This window comes from Grimontia hollisae CIP 101886 (assembly GCF_000176515.1).
GTDB classification, from domain to species: Bacteria; Pseudomonadota; Gammaproteobacteria; order Enterobacterales; family Vibrionaceae; genus Enterovibrio; species Enterovibrio hollisae.
The window spans coordinates 843,296-867,636 of record NZ_ADAQ01000013.1 but is presented as its reverse complement, the minus strand read 5'-3'; the positions used below and the strand labels follow the sequence as shown (position 1 = coordinate 867,636).

21 protein-coding genes and 1 pseudogene are annotated in these 24,341 nt (G+C 41.6%); 20 read left to right on the top strand and 2 right to left on the bottom strand.

Translation table 11 applies throughout. The features are described from left to right. Window positions 1–228: 228 nt before the first annotated feature. From VHA_RS16775 to wecA, 20 genes and pseudogenes are all read left to right on the top strand, one after another. Window positions 229–1,386, top strand: a complete 1,158-nt coding sequence (locus tag VHA_RS16775) for a polysaccharide export protein (protein WP_040529153.1) — start codon at window positions 229–231, stop codon at window positions 1,384–1,386. 374 nt (window positions 1,387–1,760) lie between these two features. Continuing rightward, window positions 1,761–2,150, top strand: coding sequence for a four helix bundle protein (locus tag VHA_RS16770; protein WP_040529152.1), 390 nt, complete (start codon window positions 1,761–1,763; stop codon window positions 2,148–2,150). 297 nt (window positions 2,151–2,447) lie between these two features. Then, on the top strand, window positions 2,448–2,888 hold the full coding sequence (locus VHA_RS16760; protein WP_005506486.1) for an arsenate reductase/protein-tyrosine-phosphatase family protein: 441 nt from the start codon (window positions 2,448–2,450) through the stop codon (window positions 2,886–2,888). A gap of 537 nt (window positions 2,889–3,425) precedes the next feature. Continuing rightward, entirely contained in the window at window positions 3,426–5,582 is a 2,157-nt protein-coding gene (locus VHA_RS16750) for a polysaccharide biosynthesis tyrosine autokinase (protein WP_005506485.1), read from the top strand. Between the two features lie 70 nt (window positions 5,583–5,652). After that, complete coding sequence (locus VHA_RS16745) at window positions 5,653–6,684, top strand: IS630 family transposase (protein WP_005506484.1); 1,032 nt, start codon at window positions 5,653–5,655, stop codon at window positions 6,682–6,684. Between the two features lie 283 nt (window positions 6,685–6,967). Continuing rightward, entirely contained in the window at window positions 6,968–7,615 is a 648-nt protein-coding gene (locus tag VHA_RS16740; protein ID WP_040529148.1) for a hypothetical protein, read from the top strand. After that, window positions 7,603–8,751 (top strand): polysaccharide biosynthesis protein, encoded by a 1,149-nt coding sequence (locus VHA_RS16735; RefSeq protein WP_005506481.1) that lies wholly within the window; start codon window positions 7,603–7,605, stop codon window positions 8,749–8,751. Before VHA_RS16740 ends, VHA_RS16735 begins: the two co-directional genes overlap by 13 nt. A gap of 5 nt (window positions 8,752–8,756) precedes the next feature. Beyond that, the gene (locus tag VHA_RS16730; protein ID WP_005506479.1) at window positions 8,757–9,878 is read left to right on the top strand and encodes a glycosyltransferase family 4 protein; all 1,122 of its coding nucleotides are present in this window, start codon (window positions 8,757–8,759) and stop codon (window positions 9,876–9,878) included. Window position 9,879: 1 nt separating this feature from the next. Then, window positions 9,880–11,298: an O-antigen polymerase gene (locus VHA_RS16725; RefSeq protein WP_005506478.1), complete on the top strand. Its 1,419-nt coding sequence runs from the start codon at window positions 9,880–9,882 to the stop codon at window positions 11,296–11,298. Beyond that, window positions 11,276–11,872 (top strand): nucleoside/nucleotide kinase family protein, encoded by a 597-nt coding sequence (locus tag VHA_RS16720; protein WP_040529147.1) that lies wholly within the window; start codon window positions 11,276–11,278, stop codon window positions 11,870–11,872. Before VHA_RS16725 ends, VHA_RS16720 begins: the two co-directional genes overlap by 23 nt. A 14-nt stretch (window positions 11,873–11,886) precedes the next feature. Next, window positions 11,887–13,953: a glycosyltransferase gene (locus VHA_RS16715; RefSeq protein ID WP_005506475.1), complete on the top strand. Its 2,067-nt coding sequence runs from the start codon at window positions 11,887–11,889 to the stop codon at window positions 13,951–13,953. Next, a complete protein-coding gene (locus VHA_RS16710; RefSeq protein WP_005506474.1) occupies window positions 13,950–14,786 on the top strand; it encodes a glycosyltransferase family 2 protein in 837 nt (278 codons plus the stop codon). The genes VHA_RS16715 and VHA_RS16710 overlap by 4 nt, the downstream gene beginning before the upstream one ends. Continuing rightward, on the top strand, window positions 14,773–15,897 hold the full coding sequence (gene gmd / locus VHA_RS16705; RefSeq protein ID WP_040529145.1) for a GDP-mannose 4,6-dehydratase: 1,125 nt from the start codon (window positions 14,773–14,775) through the stop codon (window positions 15,895–15,897). The genes VHA_RS16710 and gmd overlap by 14 nt, the downstream gene beginning before the upstream one ends. A 12-nt stretch (window positions 15,898–15,909) precedes the next feature. After that, window positions 15,910–16,875 carry a GDP-L-fucose synthase gene (gene fcl / locus VHA_RS16700; protein ID WP_005506471.1) on the top strand — a complete coding sequence of 322 codons (966 nt, stop codon included), beginning with the start codon at window positions 15,910–15,912 and terminating at the stop codon, window positions 16,873–16,875. Between the two features lie 12 nt (window positions 16,876–16,887). Further along, window positions 16,888–17,355: a GDP-mannose mannosyl hydrolase gene (locus tag VHA_RS16695; protein ID WP_005506469.1), complete on the top strand. Its 468-nt coding sequence runs from the start codon at window positions 16,888–16,890 to the stop codon at window positions 17,353–17,355. Between the two features lie 15 nt (window positions 17,356–17,370). Further along, complete coding sequence (locus VHA_RS16690; RefSeq protein ID WP_005506467.1) at window positions 17,371–18,777, top strand: mannose-1-phosphate guanylyltransferase/mannose-6-phosphate isomerase; 1,407 nt, start codon at window positions 17,371–17,373, stop codon at window positions 18,775–18,777. Then, the gene (locus VHA_RS16685; protein WP_005506465.1) at window positions 18,777–19,526 is read left to right on the top strand and encodes a glycosyltransferase family 2 protein; all 750 of its coding nucleotides are present in this window, start codon (window positions 18,777–18,779) and stop codon (window positions 19,524–19,526) included. Before VHA_RS16690 ends, VHA_RS16685 begins: the two co-directional genes overlap by 1 nt. 1 nt (window position 19,527) lies before the next feature. Further along, the gene (locus VHA_RS16680; protein WP_005506463.1) at window positions 19,528–20,955 is read left to right on the top strand and encodes a phosphomannomutase; all 1,428 of its coding nucleotides are present in this window, start codon (window positions 19,528–19,530) and stop codon (window positions 20,953–20,955) included. Window positions 20,956–21,066: 111 nt separating this feature from the next. Then, window positions 21,067–21,213 (top strand): annotated as a pseudogene (locus VHA_RS19270) (UDP-glucose 6-dehydrogenase); the annotation flags it as partial. Between the two features lie 132 nt (window positions 21,214–21,345). Next, window positions 21,346–22,425 carry a UDP-N-acetylglucosamine--undecaprenyl-phosphate N-acetylglucosaminephosphotransferase gene (wecA, locus tag VHA_RS16670; RefSeq protein ID WP_005506455.1) on the top strand — a complete coding sequence of 360 codons (1,080 nt, stop codon included), beginning with the start codon at window positions 21,346–21,348 and terminating at the stop codon, window positions 22,423–22,425. A 71-nt stretch (window positions 22,426–22,496) separates the two neighbouring features. Here the strand turns inward: wecA and folD are convergent, their stop codons facing one another. Together folD and VHA_RS16660 are read right to left on the bottom strand one after the other, a co-directional pair. Beyond that, window positions 22,497–23,351, bottom strand: coding sequence for a bifunctional methylenetetrahydrofolate dehydrogenase/methenyltetrahydrofolate cyclohydrolase FolD (gene folD / locus VHA_RS16665; RefSeq protein WP_005506453.1), 855 nt, complete (start codon window positions 23,349–23,351; stop codon window positions 22,497–22,499). Between the two features lie 85 nt (window positions 23,352–23,436). Then, entirely contained in the window at window positions 23,437–24,156 is a 720-nt protein-coding gene (locus VHA_RS16660) for a trypsin-like peptidase domain-containing protein (RefSeq protein ID WP_005506451.1), read from the bottom strand. Between the last annotated feature and the right edge of the window lie 185 nt (window positions 24,157–24,341).

Below are 24,341 nucleotides of genomic sequence, written 5' to 3'. Positions count from 1 at the left end.
GCTGTAAAAATTTTACGTTTATACCCGTACAAATTTATACGCAATTAGTGTTACACTCTGTGCGCCCTAAAAATGAGACATATGTTTCATGTTCGATTTATCTACAGATAATGGGCACACAGTCTAAACATCACACCAAAATTTGAGCTCCCGCGTAGATTAGGAACGACACCTAAGGGCGGTAGCGTGTCCAAAGCGCACGATACGCGAGAGGAAACTGTTAGATTAATGAAGATAAGCAAAGTATTAATAAGCGCATTAGTGGCCACTTCTTTGACGGGATGTGCGATGCCGGGAAGCCATTTGTCCGTGAGTGGCAAGCCGCATGCCGACGTACCAGAAGAGGATAAGGGCATCGACCAGTGGGTGACAGTTCACCGGCTGGAGCCATCCACGATTTCTTCGTTCAAACAAAGCGAAGCAGCAGCCCAATCCAATCCGGAGCTGGATGCGGCGCTCACCCGTTACGAATACCGCGTGGGCCCGGGGGATATCCTGAACGTGACCATTTGGGATCACCCAGAGTTGACTATTCCAGCTGGTTCGTATCGAAGCTCCAGTGAATCCGGAAACTGGGTACACGCTGACGGCACCATCTTTTACCCCTACATCGGTACGGTAAAAGTAGAAGGGAAGACCGTCACCGAAATCCGTGATGATATTGCCCAGCGGTTGGCGCGTTTTATTGAAACCCCGCAAGTCGATGTCAATATCGCAGCATTTCGCTCGCAGAAAACCTACATCACCGGGGAAGTCAATAAACCCGGCAAACAGGCGATCACCAATATTCCGTTAACCCTTTTGGACGCCATCAACAATGCCGGTGGTTTGGCAGAAAATGCAGACTGGCGAAATGTTAGCCTGACACGAAATGGCGAGGAGCAAACCGTCTCGCTGTATGCCCTGATGCAACGCGGCGATTTAACCCAAAACCGCTTGCTGCAACCGGGGGACATTGTTCACGTGCCAAGAAATGACACCCAAAAAGTGTTCGTGATGGGCGAAGTGAACGAACCCAAACTGCTCAAAATTGATCGCGCCGGCATGAGTTTGACAGAAGCCCTTAGTGAAGTCGGCGGTATCAATGAGCTCGAAGCCGATGCCACAGGCGTGTTTGTGATCCGTGCTGAAAAGCGGAAAGAGCAAGAAGTGCAGAAGGAACAGGAAGAGCAGGCGCAGAAGATTGCGAGCATCTACCAGCTTGATATCAAAGACGCCTCTGCACTGGTTCTTGGCACGGAGTTTGAGCTGCAACCTTACGACATTGTTTATGTCACCGCCGCACCTATCACCCGTTGGAACCGTGTGATCCGTCAGCTGTTGCCAACCATCACCGGCTTTAATGAACTGACCGAAGGTGCATTAAGGGTGAAGACGTGGCCTTAGGGTTTAAGAGCGGGACCTAGGGAAGAGCGGACCTGGGTCCTGGGAAGTGTATGAAGAGCGGGACCTGGGGAGAATGGACCTGGGTTCTCGGAAGTGCATTAAGAGCGGGACCTGGGGGAGAGCGGACCTGGGTTCTGGGAAATGCATTAAGAGCGGGACCTGGGGAAGAACGGCCCTGGGTCCTGGGAAATGCATTAAGAGCGGGACCTGGGGAAGAATGGACCTGGGTCCTGGGAAGTGTATGAAGAGCGGGATCTGGGGAAGAATGGACCTGGGTCCTGGGAAATGCATTAAGAGCGGGACTTGGGGAAGAATGGACCTGGGTTCTGGGAAGTGTATGAAGAGCGGGATCTGGGAAAGTAAAGAGTGGACGTATGGAATACGAAAAGCTGAGAGTGTGGCAAGAAGCTTTTGCACTTGCTTCTCAAGCATATAAAGCGATAGGGAATTGTAAGGACTATTCACTCAAAGACCAGATTCGTCGCTCTGCAGTATCGGTTCCGTCAAATATCGCAGAAGGCGAAGAGCGGGAAACCATAAAAGAATCGGTGAGGTTTTTGTACATCGCTAAAGGTTCTTGTGGTGAACTCTATACTCAGCTGTTACTTGCCAGAGACTTCGGTTACTTGGATAAAGCGATATCTAACAGTCTGTTGGGCAAAGCGAAATCTGTAAGCAAGATGATCGCTTCGCTAATAAAGTATCGAGCTGGCAATGTGAAAGAAGCAGATGCTAGCTATTGTATTGACAACAAAATAATCTAAACAAAATCCTGCAGGACCCAGGACCCAGGACCCAGGACCCAGGACCCAGGACCCAGGACCCAGGACCCAGGACCCAGGACCCAGGACCCAGGACCCAGGACCCAGGACCCAGGACCCAGGACCCAGGACCCAGGACCCAGGACCCAGGACCCAGGACCCAGGACCCAGGACCCAGGACCCAGGACCCAGGACCCAGGACCCAGGACCCAGGACCCAGGACCCAGGACCCAGGACCCAGGACCCAGGACCCAGGACCCAGGACCCAGGACCCAGGACCCACAATTGGCTTTAAATTCTATGTTCAACAAAATCCTTGTCGTCTGTGTTGGCAACATCTGCCGTTCCCCTACAGGCGAATACCTTCTAAAAAGCTTGCTGCCCGGGAAACAGATTGATTCCGCGGGCATTGCCGTTGAAAAAAGTAAACTGACAGGAAGACCGGCTGACAGCATGGCTACGCAAGTGGCGGCTGAGCACGGTATCAGCCTGGAAGGACACGCCTCAACACAACTCACCGAAGCCATGGCCCGAGAATATGACTTGATCCTGGTAATGGAAAAAGGCCATATCGACGCGGTGTGCAACATTGCGCCCGCGGCAAGAGGGAAAACCATGCTATTCGGTCAATGGATAGGACAAAAAGAGATCCCCGATCCACACAAACAAAGCCGAGAAGCCTTCGACTTCGCCTGGACACTACTGGACGAAGCCGCAAAAGCCTGGGCGAAAAAGCTGTAAAGGACGTTAAGGGCAAAACGAGAAATATAAGAACGGACCTAGGATTGTTTTCGGACCGGCTTTTCCTAGCTCCCGCTTTTAGCTCTACCTAGGGCCCAGGACCGGATTTTCCCAGTTCCGCTTCTAGCTCTACCGAGGACCCAGGACCAGTTTTTCCTAGTTTCGCTTCTAGCTCTACCTAGGACCCAGGACCGGATTTTCCTAGCTCCGCTTTTAGCTCTACCTAGGACCCAGGACCAGTTTTTCCTAGTTCCGCTTTTAGCTCTACCTAGGACCCAGGACCGGATTTTCCTAGCTCCGCTTCTAGCTCTACCTAGGATCCAGAATCGGTTTTTCCTAGTTCCGCTTTTAGCTCCACCGAGGACCCAGGACCGGTTTTCCCAGTTTCGCTTTTAGCTCTACCGAGGACCCAGGACCGGCTTTTCCCAGTTTCGCTTTTAGCTCTACCCAGGGCCCAGGACCGGCTTTTCCTAGTCCCTTTTTTTCGCTCTACCCCGAGCCCAATATCGCTATAATCAACAATTTTAACTGGCATTTATGACTACATCACACATTTCCCAAGCCCGAACGACAGATTCTGACGAAATCGATCTGGGCAAGCTGTTTGGCATTCTGATTGATGCCCGTTGGATGATTATTTCCGTAACAGCCCTGTTTGCCGTGTTTGGCGTGGCCTATGCACTGTTGGCAACCCCCATTTACAAAGCCGATGCGCTGATCCAGGTAGAACAAAAAAGCAGTGGTTTACCCGCGCTGGGTGAAATGGGCGAGCTGTTTGCCAGTGAATCATCATCCACCACGGAAATTGAAATCATCAAATCCCGGATGGTGCTGGGTAAAACCGTTGACAAATTTAACCTGACGACAGTTGCACAGCCTGACTACTTCCCGGTGATAGGGAAAGGCATTGCCCGCCTGACAGACAGCGAAAAACGCATTGATATTGCCCGTTTTGAATTGCCAGAGCATGAAGAAGAAACCGCGTTTCGTTTAATTGTTACCGACGCTGAGCGGGGTACATACCGACTGGAAAACAGCGATGGTCGTGAAGTGCTGGTGGGTAACGTCGGCGAGCCCGCCCAACAGAACGGATTCAGTATAATGGTGCGTAGCCTGAAAGCGGAAGACGATGACAGCTTTTCGGTAACCAAGCGCAGCCTGTTAGATGCCATTCAATGGTTGCAGGAAAATCTGGGCGTGAGCGAACGCGGCAAGCAAAGCGGTGTGCTGCAGCTTTCCTTTGAAGGGGAAGATCGCGCCCTGATTGAAGCCTTGCTTGACGATATTGCCACCAACTACTTCCTGCAAAACGTGGCACGTAATGCGGCGGAAGCAGAGAAAAGTCTGGAATTTCTAAACAAAAGCCTGCCAGACATCAAATTTAAGCTCACCGCCGCAGAAGACAAGCTGAACGCTTTCCGCCAGAAAAATGAATCGGTCGATTTAAGTCTGGAAGCAAAAGCAACACTGGATGTGATGGTTAAACTCGAAGAGCAATTAAATGAGCTGACCTTTAAAGAAAGCGAAATCAGCCAGCGCTTCACTCAAGAACACCCTGTGTATTCCGCGCTGCTGGATAAAAGACAAACGCTGCTGCAAGAAAGGGAGCGGATCATAAAACAAACCCAGAAACTGCCAAAAACCCAGCGTGAAGTGCTGCGTTTAACCCGAGATGTAGAAGTTAACCAGCAAATTTACGTGCAGCTTCTGAATAAAGTGCAGGAACTGAAAATTGTTAAAGCCAGCACGGTGGGCAACGTGCGCATTCTGGATGAAGCGGCTTCTTACACACGCGCCGTCAAACCGAAAAAACCGCTGATTGCGGTATTAGCCACCTTGTTGGGTGGCATGCTGGGCGTGGGCATTGCCCTGCTAAAAGTGGCCTTTAACCGAGGCGTTGAAAACCCAGATGACATCGAAGCCATTGGCCTGCCAGTATATGCCAGCCTGCCACTTTCTGATGGGCAGCAGGAGATTGAAAAGAAAATCAAAAAACAGCAGGGTCTTGCAGCAAAAGAGGCGCTGCTGGCAGAAGTCAACCCTGCGGATCTGTCCATTGAAGCACTGCGAAGCCTGCGAACCAGCCTGCACTTTGCCATGATGGAAGCCAGAAATAACATCCTGATGATTTCAGGCCCAAGCCCAGGCATTGGTAAATCGTTTGTTTCCGCCAACCTTGCGGCCGTGATTGCCAAAACAGGACAAAAGGTACTGCTGGTGGATGCCGACATGCGTAAAGGCTACATGCAGCGCCACTTCGGCTTGAAATGGGATAACGGCCTTTCAGATATGCTGTCCGGACAGGCGGAAATCCAAGCGGTTGTTAAATCCAGTGGTGTAGACAACCTGGATGTGATCACCCGCGGTAAAATCCCCCCTAACCCGGCAGAGCTTCTAATGCATCCGCGTTTTAAAGCATTCACCGAGTGGGCATCAGAACATTATGATCTGGTGATTATTGATACCCCGCCGGTGTTAGCTGTGACTGACCCTTCTATTATCGGTGCACACGCAGGCACCACGCTAATGGTCGGCCGCTTTGGTAAAAACCCGGTGAAAGAAATTGACGTCGCCAACGAGCGTTTTGCCAAAGCAGGCATTGAAGTCAAAGGCTTTATTCTGAATGCAGTCGAGCGAAAAGCCAGCAATGCCTATGGCGGAAATTACGGGTATTACAATTACAGTTATAAATAAAAATGGCGCCTATACCCGTGATCATTGAAGATGCTTGATTTTCATTGGTATGAGGATCATGCTACGCCCCATGAAAGTAACTCTGACCTACAAGCAAAAACATGAACTCGAAAACCAGCACGATAAAACGCATAATGGTCGAGTGCGTGACCGCATTAAAGCGGTACTGCTTGCTTCTGAAGGTTGGAGTACTGCCATGATTTCCCAAGCCTTGCGCATTCATGAAACAACCGTTCTCCGTCACCTTCACGATTACGCGCAGTCCGAGAAACTCAAACCTGAAAATGGTGGGTCCAGCAGTCGCTTATCGGCTTCACAGACGATGGCGCTCATCGAGCACTTAACAGAGGTGACCTATCACCATACTCACCAGATTGTTGCCTATGTTCTGGCGCAATTCGGCGTCTGCTATACCGTCGCTGGCATGAACAAGTGGCTGCATCACCACGGTTTTAGCTATAAAAAGCCTAAAGGTGTCCCTCACAGGTTTGATGAGGCTAAACAGCAAGAATTTGTCGATGCCTACAAGGCACTTAAGTCCAGCTGCGGCAAAGAGGAAACTATCCTGTTCATGGATGCGGTTCATCCTACTCAAGCCACCAAACTCTCTCATGGCTGGATACGTACTGGGCAGGACAAAGCGATTGAAACCACGGGAAGCCGCAGTCGCCTCAACATTGTGGGGGCATTAAATCTCTCTGAGATTGGCCGCACTGTTATCGATAATGACGAGAGCATCAACAGCGAAAACATCGTTAGGTTTTTGTGCAAGCTGAGAGAAAGCTACCCACTGACGCATAAGCTCCACCTCATTCTGGATGGTGCAGGGTATCACCGAAGCGACTTAGTAAGAGACGCCGCCTTTGTGCTGAATATCGAGCTTCACTATTTACCGCCCTACAGTCCCAACCTCAATCCGATAGAACGGCTTTGGAAAGTGATGAACGAGCAGGTAAGGAACAATGTCTACTTCAAAAGTAAACGGGATTTTGAAGCTGCCATTGGCCGATTTTTCACTGTGATCCTTCCAGAAATCGCAGGCTCTTTAGCGTCTCGTATTAATGATAACTTTCAAGTGCTCAATCCTGCATCTTCAAGTTGAATGGGTATATACCTTAGCGTTTTGTCTCATTTCTATACGCTTCTGTCTTACGTCAATCTAATTAATTCCTGATTGTATTGCTTCCAGTTGCTGATTTTGTAATTGGCTTTGCCATCATCTGTCACTCGTTTTGAGGTTCGAATGATCTGATCTTGGCGACGATGATTAGTTCAACGATTTAGGAAACAACGCCACTTAAAGGTGAAAACCTGATTATTCATTTTTAAAATAACTTGATTAATGTGAACGTGAAAAAACAAGATTTTGATGGTATTGACTAATTATGAATATTGACCTTAGGGAATTCCTCAACATATTGGGCAACAAAATAAATAGTAATGGATTGAAAATTGTCATGATAAGAAATTATGACAAACTACCATTTGAACTATCAGGTAACGATATTGATATCATTGTAAATGAAAGCGATATAAATATCTGGATTGAATCACTTGAAGCAGTATGTAATGAACTTGGATTGAAGTTATTGATTGATCGTAAACTAGATTATTGCTACAAGACTACAATTCATAATGATAATTTTAGGCTAGAGTTGGATCTAAATTTTAAACTTTGTTGGAAAGGTGTTAAGTTTTTTGATACATATGAATTAATCAACAATGCTACACTACATGAGTGGCCCATTTGGAAAGGTCAAGAATATGAATCTGCATATGTAACATTTCACCACTCTTTCTTATATGGTGGGTTTATCAATAAAAAATATACATGTATGTATGAGGTTCTTTTAGAAAGCAAAAATATAGGCAGGTTTAGAAGTGATCTAAATAAAATAATGCCAAGTATTGCCACTTTTTATTTGGAAAGGAAAATAAAAAGTGGGGATTTTAACTTAAGTCGATTTACTTCCAATTTCATTCGAGTTCAAGTGATTTTAAAAAACAAAGTCAGAAATTTATGCTCAAAATAACTAAGAATTTAAGATTATTAGGGATAGTCGAACAGTTCTTAAGTAGTGGAGGAACATTTTTATTTTTTTTATTCAGTTCAAAATATTTTGGAATAGAAAGCTTTGGCAATTTTGCATATATGTATACTGGAGTTCAGTTAGTATATACTATATTCTTACAATGGATAATTTTACCAAAAGTATCATTTGAAAAAAAAATAAATTCTTTTAAAGCATCTTCTACCTTTATAAAGAAGTTTGCATTAATTGTTTTGTGTATACCCATTTTCTGGTTAGTGTACATCTCAAATTTAAAACAAGAAGTTACATTTGAATTAGTCATGAGGTGGCTAATATTTACAATAAGTTATTGTGGATTCGAATATTTAAAAATAAGCCTGATAAAAAGCGAATCCGTAATGGAGTTGATATTAATTCAGATAGTTAGATGGCTAAGTGTAGCTGCTCTTATATTGGTAGAGAAAAGTATATCAATTGCTTTCTTTCTACCAATGTGTATAATATTTTTCCTATATTTAAGAAAGTATAGATATAACTCGGTTTCAACAAAAGAGAAGACGTATAATTACTTATTGGTTAATGCAATTTCTAGCTGTGTCAATAATATGATAATTAATATGGCTTTGATTAATGTCAGTGTTGGAATAGTGGGTTCTTTGTTAGCATTCAGATCTGCAACGAATTTTATACCGCTAATTCTCCAATATATTGAGACTCATCTTGCTAGTGCAGCAAAAAATAAAAATCTAGCTAATGTAATATCGAAAAGTGTATTCTTATGTATCCTATATATTTCGATTACATTAACTCTTATTTCGATATTTACGTATGAGATAATTGTTAGCAAGGTGTGGGGAGAAGACTATTTAGCTCATGGCGAGCTATTCCCTATGCTTGTTTTTATTGTATTGGTACAAGCCATAGGAAGAATAAAAAACACAGAACTCAGACATAAAGGAAAAACAAAAGTATACATGTATAATTCACTTGTTTTTCTGTTATCAACAATGTTTTTAGTTATATTAACCAATTTTGATATGCAGAGCGATATATTATTGTCATCTATTTTATTTATAATGGTAATTACACCAGTAATTCAGTCATCTATTTCGACACTAGCACTAAGGATAAAATAAAAATAATGAAAATTGTTCACATAACGTTAGGGTCACTTAATCCTATTAGTTCAAATGGAATTAATAAGGTTCTTCTCTCTTTGTTACCTAGAATTAAAAGAAAACATGATGTTGAAATCGAGGTGATAACTGTTCGTAAAAAGAACACAAAGGAGATCGAGCAAATAGAAAGAGAAGGAATAAAAGTTACATGCTGTAAGACTGTGAACACATTGGTTAATTATATTAATGAGGATAAGAAAATAAGTATCATACATTATCATAATGTGTGGTCCATATATAATATAGAAATACAAAGAAAAATAAAAGATAGAAGATTACCATATGTAATATCTCCGCACTCTGGTTTTTCTTTTGATAGAGTTAGAGGAAGTAATTACATTGCCAAGAGATTGTTTCATAGTATTCTTCAAAGAAAATTTTTAGATGGAGCCAATGCAATCCACGCACTTTGTCCTGAAGAGTTGTATGAAATAAGTGGGTATACCAATAATACTAGATATAGAATAATCAGCAATGGGATTGATTTTATCCCATCAAAAATAGACTTAAAAAAAAATATAAAAAATAAAATAAATTTTGGTTTTGTGGGTAGAATAGCTGAAGAGAAAAACATACTTGAACTAGTGAAAGCATTCCATATGGTTTCATTAGAATCAGAATATGAGTTAAAGTTATATCTTATAGGAGGTTATGATGGAACGTATGGTAAGTTGGTAAATAAATTAATTTCATCCTTAAAAATTGAAGATAAAGTAAAATTAATAGGTCCTAAATATGGTAAAGATCTAGAGTCTTTCCAAGAGAAAATAGATATATATACTCATGTTTCTAAGTCTGAAGGTTCTTCTATTTCCATATTGGAAGCACTATCTAAAGGGAAAATATGTGTACTGTCGAGAACCTCAAACATATCATATTACTCTCAACATAAAGCATTTCTTATGTGTGAGCCAACAGCAGTACATATTGCAGATAAAATGACAGAAGCCCTCAGTATCTCAACCGGAAACGAATCAAAAAAAATGATAAATAACGCATATGAGTTAGTACAGAGTGAATTTTGCTGGGATAGACTGGTTGAAAAGTATCATGCAATGTACAAAAGTATTTTAGAATATAGATGATATGTTTATAAATTCTTGCTTTTATATCGCCCTCAGCAGCTTATACTTTTTTCTTTCGATCATGGTAGCCTTGAAGCTGGGAGGTGATGCAACATTATATATAATTGCACTACCCATAGTATTATCGTTAATACAGTCATTGCATAACAAAGATATCGCAAAGATATTGTTCTTAATTTTCTTTATCTTGTTCATTATTGTTGAACCCTTTATTTACCTTTTTAAATATGAAATCATGCCCACGTGGTTTGAACAATCATTGCCAAGTGTTTACCTAAAGTATGAATATTTTCATGTTGTAAATTTGTTTATGGGATCTTATTACTTAGGATTGTTTTTTTCATCGTTGCGTTATAATAGAGTTAGCTTACTAGGTGTAACGTCACAGACTAAGTCAATAAGAAGTAACACTGATTTAAAAAGGTTTGGATATCTTGCGTTACTGTTTATTTTTGCTTTAGGACTCTATCCATATCTGAAAAATGGGCTTAATGGCATGATAATATTGCTACTAAGCGGTAGAGAAGATGGCTTTTCTCAATTTGATATTCAAGCGGTAGCTAATACCAATTTCCTATCTATTCTTAGTAACTTTCTAATCGCTACGGGAGTTATTTCTGCATATCTATTATGTGCTAAATGTTATGAGAGTAACTTGGGGAAGATATTACTTATTTTAATACTCTTGCTATCAACTCTGATTATTGCAAGCGGAGGAGGGCGCACTAGAGTCGGGTTTATTATTGTTCCATCTTTGTTTCTCTATATATCATATACATCTTTTAGAATAAAAGAAAAAGTAAAAGTTATTGTATTTTCATTAGCTTCATTACTATTAATATTCTCAATGGTTAGTATTCGTGACCAGGGAGTGTTAAATTCCGAAGATATTAAGTTTGAATTAAAAGGTTTCAATTTAAATAGAGAGCTAGCGTTTATACTTTCCAATAAAGATGAATTTCCTCTAGCATGTAAGTCAACCATTACTTGCACAATTATAGCTCCGATAGAGACTACGCTCAAATTTGTCACTAATCCTATACCAAGATTTTACTATGAAGGTAAGTACTTAGACCCATCATTCGCATTTTATAATAAGTTACGTTTGGGAGATGCAGGATTATATAAAGGGTCTAATATTACACCTACTGCTATAGGTAGATATTTTATGCTTTACGGTATTCCAGGAGTTTTTTTTATAGGTATATTATTTGGCTTTCTATCGGAGTTCTGTGATAGCGGGATAAGAAAAAACAATTACGTGTCCACATTCAAAATTATTATGTTGACTATGTTGTCATACTACTTAGCTCAGTCAGTAAGAGATTTTAATCCAGGGTGGTTATACCCATTATTGTTTACTGCAATATCCTTCCCTTTTATAATTGGAGAAAAAAGTGATCGTTTTAATAGGCCCTGATGGTTGTGGGAAAACTACAATCGCTGAAAAGATTATCAGTAATAAAGCTTGCTATGATGAGATTAGGTCTAAAAATTTTGGTATTATTCCTCAAGCAAAGTTTATCAATAAAGCCATGTGCCGAATTTGTGGTAAAGACTATATAAATAAATATGAACATAAAGAAGGAGAATACATGGCAGGTATGAAACATAGACCAAACTCTTTATTTAAGGAGGTGATTTTGTTTATGTGGTATCTTTTGGATTACATCCTTGGTCATTTTCATGGTAAAAGGAAAAATATAATATTCACTAGATATTATTATGATTACTTTTATCAGAGACAACATATTAATCTTCCAAAGTGGATGCCGATAGTTTTTCATTGTTTGATCCCAAAGCCAAGTTTTGTTTTTTTTCTGCATCAAAACCCTATTGATATATACAATAGAAAGCCTGAACTATCTCTTGAGGAAATACAAAGACAGAATGAAGAAATTATTAAGTTAAAAAATCGTTTTAATATAATTGAAGTTGATGCATCAAAAGGTATTGATGCAACATACATCCAAATCCTAAGAATTCTAACTTAATAAGTTTTGTAAAAATGCTTTCAATAAGATATAAAGACAAGGTCGTTTTCGCTTGGCAAAAAAAAACTAATAAAAAGTCCATAAGTAGAACTATTAATGGGTTTAGTTCTAATACCTTAAAAAGAGCTATTTTTAAGATTGTTTGTTATTTTTGTTCAATGCTATCAATTGGTAGACATTTAGATGATAAAACTGAACTTGCAGTTTCCATAATTAAAGATAGGTTAGAGAAATATTTCAATATTGAGCTGTTTTCTGTTCTTTGGTCTAATTCAGAATCATCAAGGGAACGATACTATATAAAGTTTTACGATCATAAAGGAAACTGTCTTAGCTTCACTAAACTTAGCTTTGAAAACTATAGAGATAGAATAAGAAACGAGGCTCATTGGCTCTATTTTTTCTCTGGTCAGAAATCTATTAATTTTGAAGTCCCAGATGTTCATTTGTTGTTGGAAAATGAACTATTTATAAGTTTATCTGTGCAGCCTATCAGCTCTGATTATTTCAAGTGTGATATCTTTACTTATCCAAACATGGAGAAAGTATTAGAAGATATTAAGTTTGAATCTAGCAGCATAATTAGCAAAGAAGATTTCTTTAAAACAATAAATGAGAATCTTTCTGAAATCAATATTGAATTTACAGAAAATGTCATAACTAGTCGGAATCACAATGATATAGGTTCAGAAAATTTTTTTGTATCAAAAGTAGGCAAGCCCATTTTAATAGATTGGGAGTTTTGCTCTGATTTTTCTCCATTCTATGTTGATCAGGTTTCTTCTTGGTTAGGTTATAATTGCAATAGAATAAAAAATAACACTATAAGTTTAGAATGTCTGAAAATTCATTTTCAGAATAAAGAAATATCTTATCAACAAGTGATGTATTCATTGATATATCTGTCGTATGTAAAGAAGGACTCTTTGGCTCAGCGCTTGCTGAGGAGGAAAAAGTTTATAAGGGTATCTTCTTCTTACTTCCCAGCACTAGAAATGGGAGGTGCTGTCACCGCTGATTTTGGTATAGATAAGCTGATTTCAAAATTCACTGAATTAGAAGTTATGACTACCAATGCAGGTTTGGAAAATAAAATATCCCAAACATGCACTCATTTACTAGAAAATATACCGGTCACTTATTATGAGTATAGCATTGGGAGAAACTACTCTCTAAGTTTTAAACTTTTGTTAGATTTGTTTTTTAAACTTAAGGGTACTGACCATGTTCTGATTTCTGGGATCTGGAACATTCCTGTACTTTTGGCTCCTATGATGTGCAGAGCAAGAGGTGTGGAATATACAATATTCCCTCATGGATCTTTGCACCCAGAGAAATTTATCTTGAAACACGAGATCGTTAAGCACTTAATTTTAAAGTTAATTGTAAAGAAAAGCATCATTAAGGCAAAGTATATTCAAGTTGCTACTAAAGATGAAATGGAAGGTATTAGATTTTTACTCCCAAATATTTGCAATAGATTCAAATTGCTTCCTTTTCCGGTTGAGGACTGCCCGATTTATTATGAAAAAAAGAGCCCATTTGTTCGTCCTAAAGGCTTTCTTTTCGTTGGAAGACTAAACTATATAAAGGCCGTAGACTCTCTTGTGCAAGCTTTTGAAAAAATTAATTTTTTATACCCAGAACTAGTGCTCGAACTTATTGGTCCAGAAGAAGGGATTTCATTTAAAGACCTTATTTCTAAGGTTGGCGATTCAACGAGGAACAAAATCAGTTGGCATGGATGTCTGGCACGGGAAGAGTTAGAGGCTTTTTATAAGGATGACTATATTTTGGTTGTTCCGTCACACTCTGAAAATTTTGGAATGGTGATCATCGAAGCAGCAAGATTCTCTATGCCTTCTATTGTGTCGAGGCATGTTGGGCTCTCTACTCTTTTATCTGAATATTCCGCTGCTTTTATTACTGATAATGATGTTGACTCTTTGTTTAACACTATGAAAATGGCACTAGATGATACAAAAACTACGGAAACTGTATCAAAAAATGCAAAATATTTATTTGAAAATAATTTTTCGGAAAGTGTTATTGATATTCGACTTAGAGAGCTGTTTTTATGACTGTTTCAGTTTTAATACTAACACTCAATGAAGAATTAAACATTAAAAAATGTCTAGACAGCTTATCTTGGTGTGACGATGTCGTAGTTTTAGATTCTTACAGTTCAGATAACACAGAATTCATAGCTAGTCAATATACTAACGTTAGAGTGATAAAAAACAAATTTAAAGGCTATGCTTCTCAACGAAACTTTGGTTTGAAAGAAATAGACTATAAGTATAATTGGTTGTTAATGTTAGATGCTGATGAATTGATTGATGATACATTGCTTTCTGAAATCAAAAAGGTAACATCAGTTCCAAGTTCTGATATATCACTTTATAGATTTAGACGAAAAGACTTCTTTTTTGGTGGGTGGATAAAAAGAAGCAGTGGTTACCCAACGTGGTTTGGACGTCTAATGAAGATTTCAGATGTTAGTATAAAAAGAGAAATAAATGAGGAATATATAACTGAAGGTGGAATAGGTTATTTGAATGGGCATTTACTACATTATCCATTTTCAAAAGGTATGGAGTGGTGGTTTGAGAAACATAATCGTTATTCATCAATGGAAAGCATCCAAAAAAACGATGATAACGATGAGGTCTTAGAGTTTAATACTTTATCGATTAAAGATGCAGTGAACCGACGTAGGCTTATAAAACGTATCCTTTACCGTTTGCCATTTAGGCCTCTGGTAGTGTTCTGTTTACTTTACTTTTTTAGGTTTGGTTTTTTGGATGGTAAAGCTGGTTTTAGATTTTGTCTGCTAAGATCAATTTATGAATACATGATAGACATTAAATTTTTAGAATATAAGTATACAAGAAAGAAAAATGAAGAAAAATAATAACACAAAAGTTGCGCTAATCACAGGTATTAATGGGCAGGATGGTTCATACCTTTGTGAGCTTTTACTTTCTATGAATTATGAAGTTCATGGTATTATCAGGCGCTCATCCTCATATAATACTCAACGCATTGATGCGGTTTTTAACAGCAAAGATAATTTGAGGTTACATTATGGAGATTTGACGGATTCTTCAAATCTAATCAGGTTGGTTAAAGAAATTCAACCAGACGAGATATATAATTTAGGGGCTATGTCCCACGTCGCTGTTTCTTTCGAGTCCCCTGAATATGCTGCGGATGTAGATGCGCTAGGTACTATCCGCCTTTTGGAAGCAATCCGAATTAATGGGCTAGAAAAGAAAACCCGTTTTTATCAGGCTTCTACATCAGAATTATATGGTGAAGTGCGTGAGATCCCTCAGAGTGAAACAACACCTTTTTATCCGCGGTCACCATATGCAGTTGCTAAGATGTATGCTTACTGGATTACAGTGAATTACCGGGAATCATATGGAATATACGCTTGTAACGGCATTCTATTTAATCACGAATCTCCTCGCCGTGGTGAAACCTTTGTAACGCGTAAGATCACTCGAGCTATTGCAAACATATCTCAAGGTCTGGAGTCATGCCTTTACTTGGGTAACATGGATGCGCTTCGTGACTGGGGACACGCGAAAGACTATGTACGTATGCAGTGGATGATGCTGCAGCAAGAAGTTGCAGAAGATTTTGTTATTGCAACGGGTAAGCAGATTTCGGTGCGCGAGTTTGTCCGCATGTCAGCTAAGGAAGCAGGGATTACACTCGAGTTTTCTGGTGAAGGTGTTGGCGAGGTCGCGACAGTTGTTGATGTCGATAATGATAAGGCACCTGCTGTAAAAGTTGGTGACGTTATTGTCCGCGTTAGTCCTAAGTTTTTCCGTCCGGCAGAAGTAGAAACGCTTCTTGGTGACCCATCAAAAGCAAAAGCAAAACTTGGATGGGTTCCTGAAATTACGGTTGAAGAGATGTGTGCAGAGATGGTAGCTGCCGACATTGACAAAGCTAAGCAGCACGTCCTGCTGAAAGAGCATGGCTTTGACGTCGCAATTTCTCTTGAGAATTAAGGGAGAGAGGCATTGGAAAAGAAAAGAGTATTTGTAGCAGGTCACAAAGGAATGGTGGGTTCTGCAATTGTACGTCAATTGTCAGAACGTGATGATGTAGAGTTGGTCGTTCGAGATAGAGCTGAGTTGGACTTACTCAACCAATCAGACGTTGATGAATTTTTCGCTAATAACGCGATTGAAGAAGTGTATCTAGCTGCTGCAAAGGTGGGTGGTATACATGCCAATAATACTCTTCCCGCTGAATTCATCTATGAAAATTTGATGATAGAATGCAATATTATTCATTCTGCTCATCGTCATAGTGTCCAAAATTTGTTGTTCTTGGGTTCGTCTTGTATATATCCAAAGTTTGCAGAACAACCTATGATCGAGTCATCTTTGTTGACTGGGGTGCTTGAATCAACAAATGAGCCTTATGCGGTTGCAAAGATCGCAGGTATTAAGCTTTGTGAATCATACAACCGTCAATATGGTCGTAATTATCGCAGTGTCATGCCGACCAATTTATACGGTATTAACGATAACTTCCATCCGGAAAATTCGCATGTCATCCCCGCACTAATGCGCCGTTTTCACGAAGCCAAACTAAACAATGACCGAGAGGTTATTGTTTGGGGAACAGGCACACCTATGCGAGAATTTTTGTATGTTGATGATATGGCTGCTGCCAGTATCCATGTGATGGAACTGCCAGACAACACATATAAAGCATGCACTCAGCCGATGCTATCTCACATCAACGTTGGTACTGGTGTCGATTGTACAATCCGGGAAATGGCCGAAACGATGGCGAAGGTGGTAGGGTTTAAAGGCACTATTTTCTTTGATGCGACTAAACCGGATGGTACGCCACGAAAACTCATGGATGTATCACGCTTGGCTGATCTGGGTTGGAGATATTCGGTTGATCTAGAAACTGGTCTGTCCAAGACCTATCAATGGTTTCTCGACAATCAACACACCTTCCGCAATTAAAAACTGATAACCATGACGCAACGATTAGATATTGATACCTTCAAAACGGTCGTTGCATCTACCCCATTAGTATCGATTGATCTTATTGTGCGCAATAGCATCAATCAGGTTTTACTTGGACTTCGAAGCAATCGCCCTGCTCAGGGCTATTGGTTTGTCCCTGGTGGGCGTATTTGCAAAGACGAAACATTTGACGAAGCATTTTTACGTCTTACATGTATAGAACTAGGTAAACCAATTCACATAGAAAACGCTAAGTTTATTGGTCCTTATCAGCATCTTTATGACGATAACTTTAGTGGTGAGAAATTTTCCACGCATTATGTCGTTTTAGGGTATGAATTAAGCACAGAGTTATCATTGTCTGAACTTCCGCAAGACCAGCACAATAAATATAAATGGTGGAATATTGACGATCTGTTAGATAGTACAAAGGTACATGGAAATACTAAAGCCTATTTCTCAGATTTATACAAATAATTACAAGGTAAAACTATGTTATTACCCGTCATTATGGCAGGTGGCTCAGGAAGTCGCCTCTGGCCGTTATCCAGAACGCTATACCCAAAACAGTTTTTGTCTCTCACCAAGAATGCAACAATGTTGCAGGAAACAGTAAATAGACTTCAAGGCTTAGCTCACCAACCATCGATTTTTATTTGTAACGAAGAACATAGATTTATCGTTGCTGAACAGTTAAGAAAAGCAAATATCAATAATAACAGTATAATTCTTGAGCCCATGGGAAAAAACACCGCTCCAGCAATAGCACTGGCTGCATTAAAGGCAATTGAGAGTGGTGAAGATCCTTTATTGTTGGTACTAGCAGCAGACCATGTTATTCAAGATACTCAAGCATTTGTTGATGCTATCGAAGTGGCCAAACAGAGTGCAGAGAATGGAAAGTTAGTCACTTTCGGCATCATTCCAAGTCGTCCAGAAACAGGTTATGGCTATATTCGTAGTGGTGAATCTATTTGTGAGAATACTTTCAGGGTCGATGCATTTGTTGAAAAGCCTTCTCTGGATATTGCTCAATATTACTGCGAGTGTGGTGATTGTTTTTGGAACAGTGGGATGTTCTTATTCAAGGCATCAAAGTTCATTAGGGAATTAGAAAATTACTCACCCGAGATCCTGAGAGTGTGTAGAAAGGCTTTGGATAACGCTGAAGAAGATCTGGATTTTTTCCGTATTCCAGCAGATATCTTTTCTGAATGTCCGAGTGATTCTATTGATTACGCGGTGATGGAAAAGACAAACGATGCAGCGGTTGTGCCTCTAGACGCGAAGTGGAGTGATGTCGGCTCTTGGTCATCGTTATGGGAAGTCAGTCCGAAAGACAGTGAAGGCAATGTGATTCAAGGTGACGTGCTGACGGAAAGTACTTCGAACAGCTATGTGTATTCTCAAAGTAAGCTTGTTGCTACTGTCGGTGTCAAGGATTTGGTGGTGGTCGAAACTAAAGATGCTGTTTTAGTTGCTCATAAGGACAAGGTTCAAGATGTTAAGAGTATCGTGAACCAACTTTCAGATAATGAGCGCTATGAGCACCTGCAACATAGGGAAGTTTACCGTCCTTGGGGAACACATGATGAAATAGCTGCTGGTGATAGATTCCATGTTAAGCACGTAACGGTGAAACCAGGTGAAAAAACAGCCACGCAGATGCACTACCATCGTGCAGAACATTGGATTGTAGTAAAGGGCACAGCAAAAGTAAGAAACGGGAAAAACTGCTTTCTCCTGACAGAAAATGAGTCAACTTACATTCCTATTGGAGAGCCTCACTCCATTGAAAATCCAGGGCAAATTCCATTGGAACTTATTGAAGTGAGATCAGGTGCCTACCTTTCTGAGGATGATGTTGTACGTATCGAGAATTACGGCGTAGGGTATTAATGAAAGTAAGTATTATTACAGCTACATATAATAGTGCAGGCACTATCATTGACACGCTTCGCTCACTTGAAGTGCAAACGTATCAAAACATCGAGTATATCATTGTTGATGGTGATTCAACAGATAATACTCTGAATGTGATCTCAGAAAACTGTACACGAGTAAAAACTATTATCTCTGAAAAAGACGCCGGTATATACGATGCCCTTAATAAGGGAATAAGTGTTGCAACAGGTGATATCGTCGGATTCTTACACTCTGATGATGTTTTCGCATATCCTGATGCTGTGGCTGATATTGTATCAACCTTCGATAGAGAGAGCTCTGATGCAGTATATGCTGATCTCCAGTATGTCGATAAGTTAAATATTGAAAAAGTATTAAGGAATTGGGAGTCAAAGCCTTATAGCAGGGAAAAAGTGACTAGCGGTTGGATGCCGCCACATCCCACTTTCTATATGAAGAAGTCACTTTATGACAGACATGGTTACTTTGATCTTTCATACAAAATATCAGCAGACTATGACTCTATTTTGAGATATTTGTGGGTGAGAGAGGTGAAATTGTCCTATCTCCCAAAAGTTCTGATCAAAATGCGTGTTGGTGGTGCAAGTAATCGCAACCTATCGAATATTATTAGAAAAACAAATGAAGATATTCGCGCATTAAAAAATAATAATATTCCTTGGTTTAAGGCAATTATATTAAAGAATACTTCCAAGATCCCTCAGTTTTTTAAAAGGTCATAACATGTTTATTACTTCCAATGTAATAACTGGCTCTGGTGTTCAGTTTGGTACGAGTGGTTCACGTGGTTTGGTTGAAGATTTCACCCCCGAAGTATGTACTGCGTTTACCTATGCATTTATTGGTTCAATACGTGATAAATTTAATTTTGATTCAGTTGCTATTGCGATTGATAATCGACCTAGCAGCCCAAAAATAGCTAAGGCTATTATCAACGCAGTAAAAGAAATGGGCCTAAACCCAATCTACTATGGTGTAGTTCCAACACCCGCATTGGCTTATGTTGCTATGCAAGACGCTATTCCTTGTATTATGGTAACAGGCAGTCATATACCTTTCGATCGCAACGGCCTTAAGTTTTATCGTCCTGATGGAGAAATTACTAAAGATGATGAAATCGCGATTTTGAATGCTGGTGTGGAGTTTACTCTCTCAAGCGATGGGTCGGCGTTAGATATCAGTACAAGAGCAGCTGAAGTTTATATAGAGCGCTACACTTCGCTGTTTAACTCTCAATTTCTAAAGGGGCGTCGAGTTGGCATCTACGAACACTCTAGTGCTGGGCGTGACTTGTACGCAAAAATATTTGAAAGCTTGGGTGCAGAAGTGATTTCACTGGAACGTAGTGATCAGTTTATTCCTATCGATACTGAAGCGGTATCAGAATCTGACAAACTGAAAGCATTCAATTGGTCGAAAGAACATGACTTGGATTTTATTTTCTCCACAGATGGCGATGGTGACAGGCCATTAGTATCAGATGAGAAAGGGAACTGGTTGAGAGGTGATATTCTAGGGTTGTTGTGTGCGAAAGAACTGGGTATTGAAGCGTTAGCACTACCCGTCAGCTGCAATACTGCAGTAGAGCTTTCGGAGGCTTTCACACACACTACGCGCACTAAAATCGGTTCGCCGTATGTGATTGCCGAGTTTGATGACCTGGCGAAAACTTACAAATCAGTTGCTGGTTTTGAAGCAAATGGTGGCTTCCTTCTAGGGACAGATACGGTGTTTGATGGTGTTACTATTAAAGCGCTACCTACACGAGATGCGGTTCTGCCTGCTTTGATGTTGCTTTCAGCATCAAGAAGTACTCCTATTTCTCAAATGGTTGAACAGCTTCCGAAGCGCTATACGCATAGCGATCGTATACAGAATTTTGCAACCGAAAAAAGTGTAGCGATATTGGAAGTAGCTAAAGCAAAATCTGAACTTTTTCTGGCATCGTTGGGATTTGAAAATGTGCAAGTAGAGAGCACAGATCTGACGGATGGTTTGCGCATTACTTTAGTGAATGGCGATATCATTCACTTTAGGCCTTCAGGGAATGCTCCTGAACTTCGCTGTTATGCTGAGTCAGATAGTGAACAACAAGCTCATTTTCTTGTAACGCAAGCGCTGACCAAAATTCAAACTACTGCCTTTGCTTAAATCTGCAAGATAACCATGAAGATTGCCATTGCTGGGACAGGCTATGTCGGCCTGTCCAATGCGATGTTATTGACGCAAAACTACCATGTTATTGCTGTCGATATCGTTGAAGAAAAAGAATTCTTCCATTCAGAAGTGATCACCGATTTAGACGCGTTCAAGGCGAAAGCAGACGTGATTGTCTCAAATCGTATGACGGAAGAACTATCAGATGTGATGGAGAAGGTGTATACCCGGGATCTTTTCGGCTGTGACTAGATGACAGTTGCAAGTTTCTGAATAGCTTTCGTATCTCGCATCGAATATCCCATTGTTCTTATCTCTGTTCTCTACATCCATAGGGCTCTATTCCTGAGCCCTTATTTTTCCAACAACAAAACCGAAAACATCATGTTATTGCCAATCTTAACCACATTTCTGCTGTCTTTTGTGCTGCTTTTCTGTTTCCGGAAGGTGGCTAAAAAGATTGACTTGGTCGATAAACCGAATGCGCGCAAGCTGCATCAAGGGGCGATCCCTTTGGTGGGGGGCGTGTCGATTTATAGCGCGATTTTGTTGGCCTCCCTGTTATACCTCGATATCACCCAAGAAGACTGGCTATATCTGGGGTGCGGTGCCGTGTTGATTGCGGTTGGGGTGCTGGACGATAAGTTTGATATCAGTTTTAAGGTGCGTCTTGCGGTGCAGGCGGGCATTTCCCTGTCTATGATCTGCTTTGCGGGGCTGGGCCTTGAACACCTTGGCAGCATTGCCGGTAACGTGCCGTTAGTCTTGCCGGATTGGGTGAGCTATGTGGTAACGATTCTTGCGGTGATCGGGGCCATTAATGCCTTTAACATGGTGGACGGCATCGACGGGCTGCTGGGCGGGTTGGCGTCGGTATCATTCAGTGCGCTGGCGATGATGTTCTGGCTGCATGGTCATACCTCGCTTGCCTTGAACTGCCTGATGTTTATTGCGGCGCTCATTCCGTATATTTTGCTGAACCTCGGTATTCCGTTGGGGCCGCGGTTTAAGATTTTTATGGGCGATGCAGGCAGCATGCTGATTGGCTTTACTGTGGTGTGGTTTCTTATTCGTGCCTCTCAAGGCGAAAGCGACAGTACCATTCGCCCGGTGGCAGCGTTGTGGTTTATCGCCCTGCCATTGATGGACATGGCAACCATCATGACGCGTCGCATCCGTAAAGGGCACTCGCCATTTCAACCGGATCGTGAACATCTGCACCACATTTGCCAGCGTATTGGATTGTCGCCACGCATGACACTGGGGGTGATTTGCCTTCTGGCGATCACGTTTGCGGGGATCGGTGTGGCCGGTGAAATCTATCAGGTCAATGAAACCGCGATGTTTATCGGCTTCCTGGCGCTGTTTGTGGTTTACTTTATGACCATCAGCTATATCTTCCGCATCACATCAAAAATTCGTCAATGGATGGGTAAAACGCCTTTTATTGAAGAAACGGCCTGAACGGCTAAAACTCTCCTTTTATTTCAGGGCAGCGCCACAGGCTGCCCTGCTTGTTCAGTCAAAAACGCCAATCAGGCATGAAACTGCTCACAGGCCAGCAGTGTATTTTCAATCAGTGTGGCGACAGTCATTGGCCCCACACCACCGGGAACGGGGGTGATATGGCTGGCTCTTTCTGCGGCGACCGCATATTCCACATCACCTACCAACTTGCCATCTTCCAATCGATTAATACCCACATCAATAACTACCGCGCCAGGTTTAATCCACTCACCGGGGATGAAATTCGGCTTACCTACGGCAACCACCAGTAAATCTGCCTGACGAACATGGTGTTCCAGGTCTTTGGTAAAGCGGTGGCAGGTGGTGGTGGTGCAACCTGCCAGCAGCAATTCCATGGTCATCGGGCGGCCGACGATGTTGGATGCGCCTATCACCACGGCATGTTTGCCACGCAGTGGAATGTTGTAGCGATCCAGCAGGGTGATGATACCTTTAGGGGTACAAGAACGCAGTGTTGGGATGCGCTGGCACAGGCGGCCAATGTTATAAGGGTGGAAGCCGTCGACATCTTTCTCTGGATGAATGCGCTCGAGGACGTTGGTGGGGTCCATCTGTGCCGGCAGCGGGAGCTGGACCAGAATGCCGTCAATCTCTGGGTCTTGGTTCAGCGTGTCGATCAGCGCCAGCAGATCAGCTTCTGGGGTGGAAGCGGGCAAGTCATACGATTTTGAGACAAACCCCACTTCTTCGCACACGCGGCGTTTACTGCCGACGTAAACCTGCGATGCCGGGTCGTCTCCGACCAACACCACAGCAAGGCCAGGTGCACGCAAGCCCGCGGCTTTTCTTGCTTCTACACGCGCAGCAACTTCCTGACGAACGGTTTGTGAAATGAGTTTTCCATCAATGATTTGAGCGGCCATGTTTTTCCTTTGGCAAAGAGAGACGGGAAAGTGTCGCTATTTTGACAAAAAAAATGTGACATGGCTACACCGCAAACGTTTGCGTTTAATGTGATTTATCACCCAGAAAATGTGTTGAGACGGTGATCTTTGAGGCGGTGAGGTTCTTGATTGAATCGTCGTAGTAGGCCTCAACCACATTGACCAACCAGGGGCGGATGTGCAGCGTGGAAACAAAGATACTGGTTCTTTCATTGCCCAGTGATGTGCCATCAAGCAGCCTGAACCCTGAACCGGACATACCCGAGACAATCCCCACCAGTTCTCCCTGATGGTTGTAAGTTCCCCCGCCACTCATACCAGACTGAACCGGCGCATCCGTGATACTGGCCGGGCAGTTGGCAAACATCGCACTGTCCACGAAATTGACATCCAGATAGTACTTTCCTTTGCCAACCAGCACCTTGCCCGTCAAACCCATACCCACGGTTGTCACCGACTCTGCCTGTGACACGGTGCCGAGAGAGGCGATGGTTTTGCCTTGGTTGTTCTCTTTAATGACGGCCACATCGCAATCGGGGTGATAAGCCACCACATCGCTGTAATCAAGTTTGGCGATATGTTTTGCAGTCAAGCTTAGTTCTTCAGAGATAGGCACACTGGATCCATGACCGCCCAGCAAAAAGGGCACGCCAATGGGGAGATAGTTGACAGAAGGAGCGTTGGTTTCATCGGCATACTCTAACGGACCATTGGTAAGGAAGCAGCCTTGCAATGTAATGAGAGCAAAAATCGCGGTGGACAGGTTGCGTAACCAAAGAAACATACAACACCTCCTAAACTGTGATGTGTCCCACAAAAGAGACCTTTCATCTTGAGCTTAGAATTGAGTGTTAAATGTACAAAACAATATTGATTAATTAGTAAGTAAAATTAATAACCTATTGAATTTGTTGATTAATAAAAAGACGCGATACAACGTGAGTGACTAAAAGGCGGGTTTGGTGACGA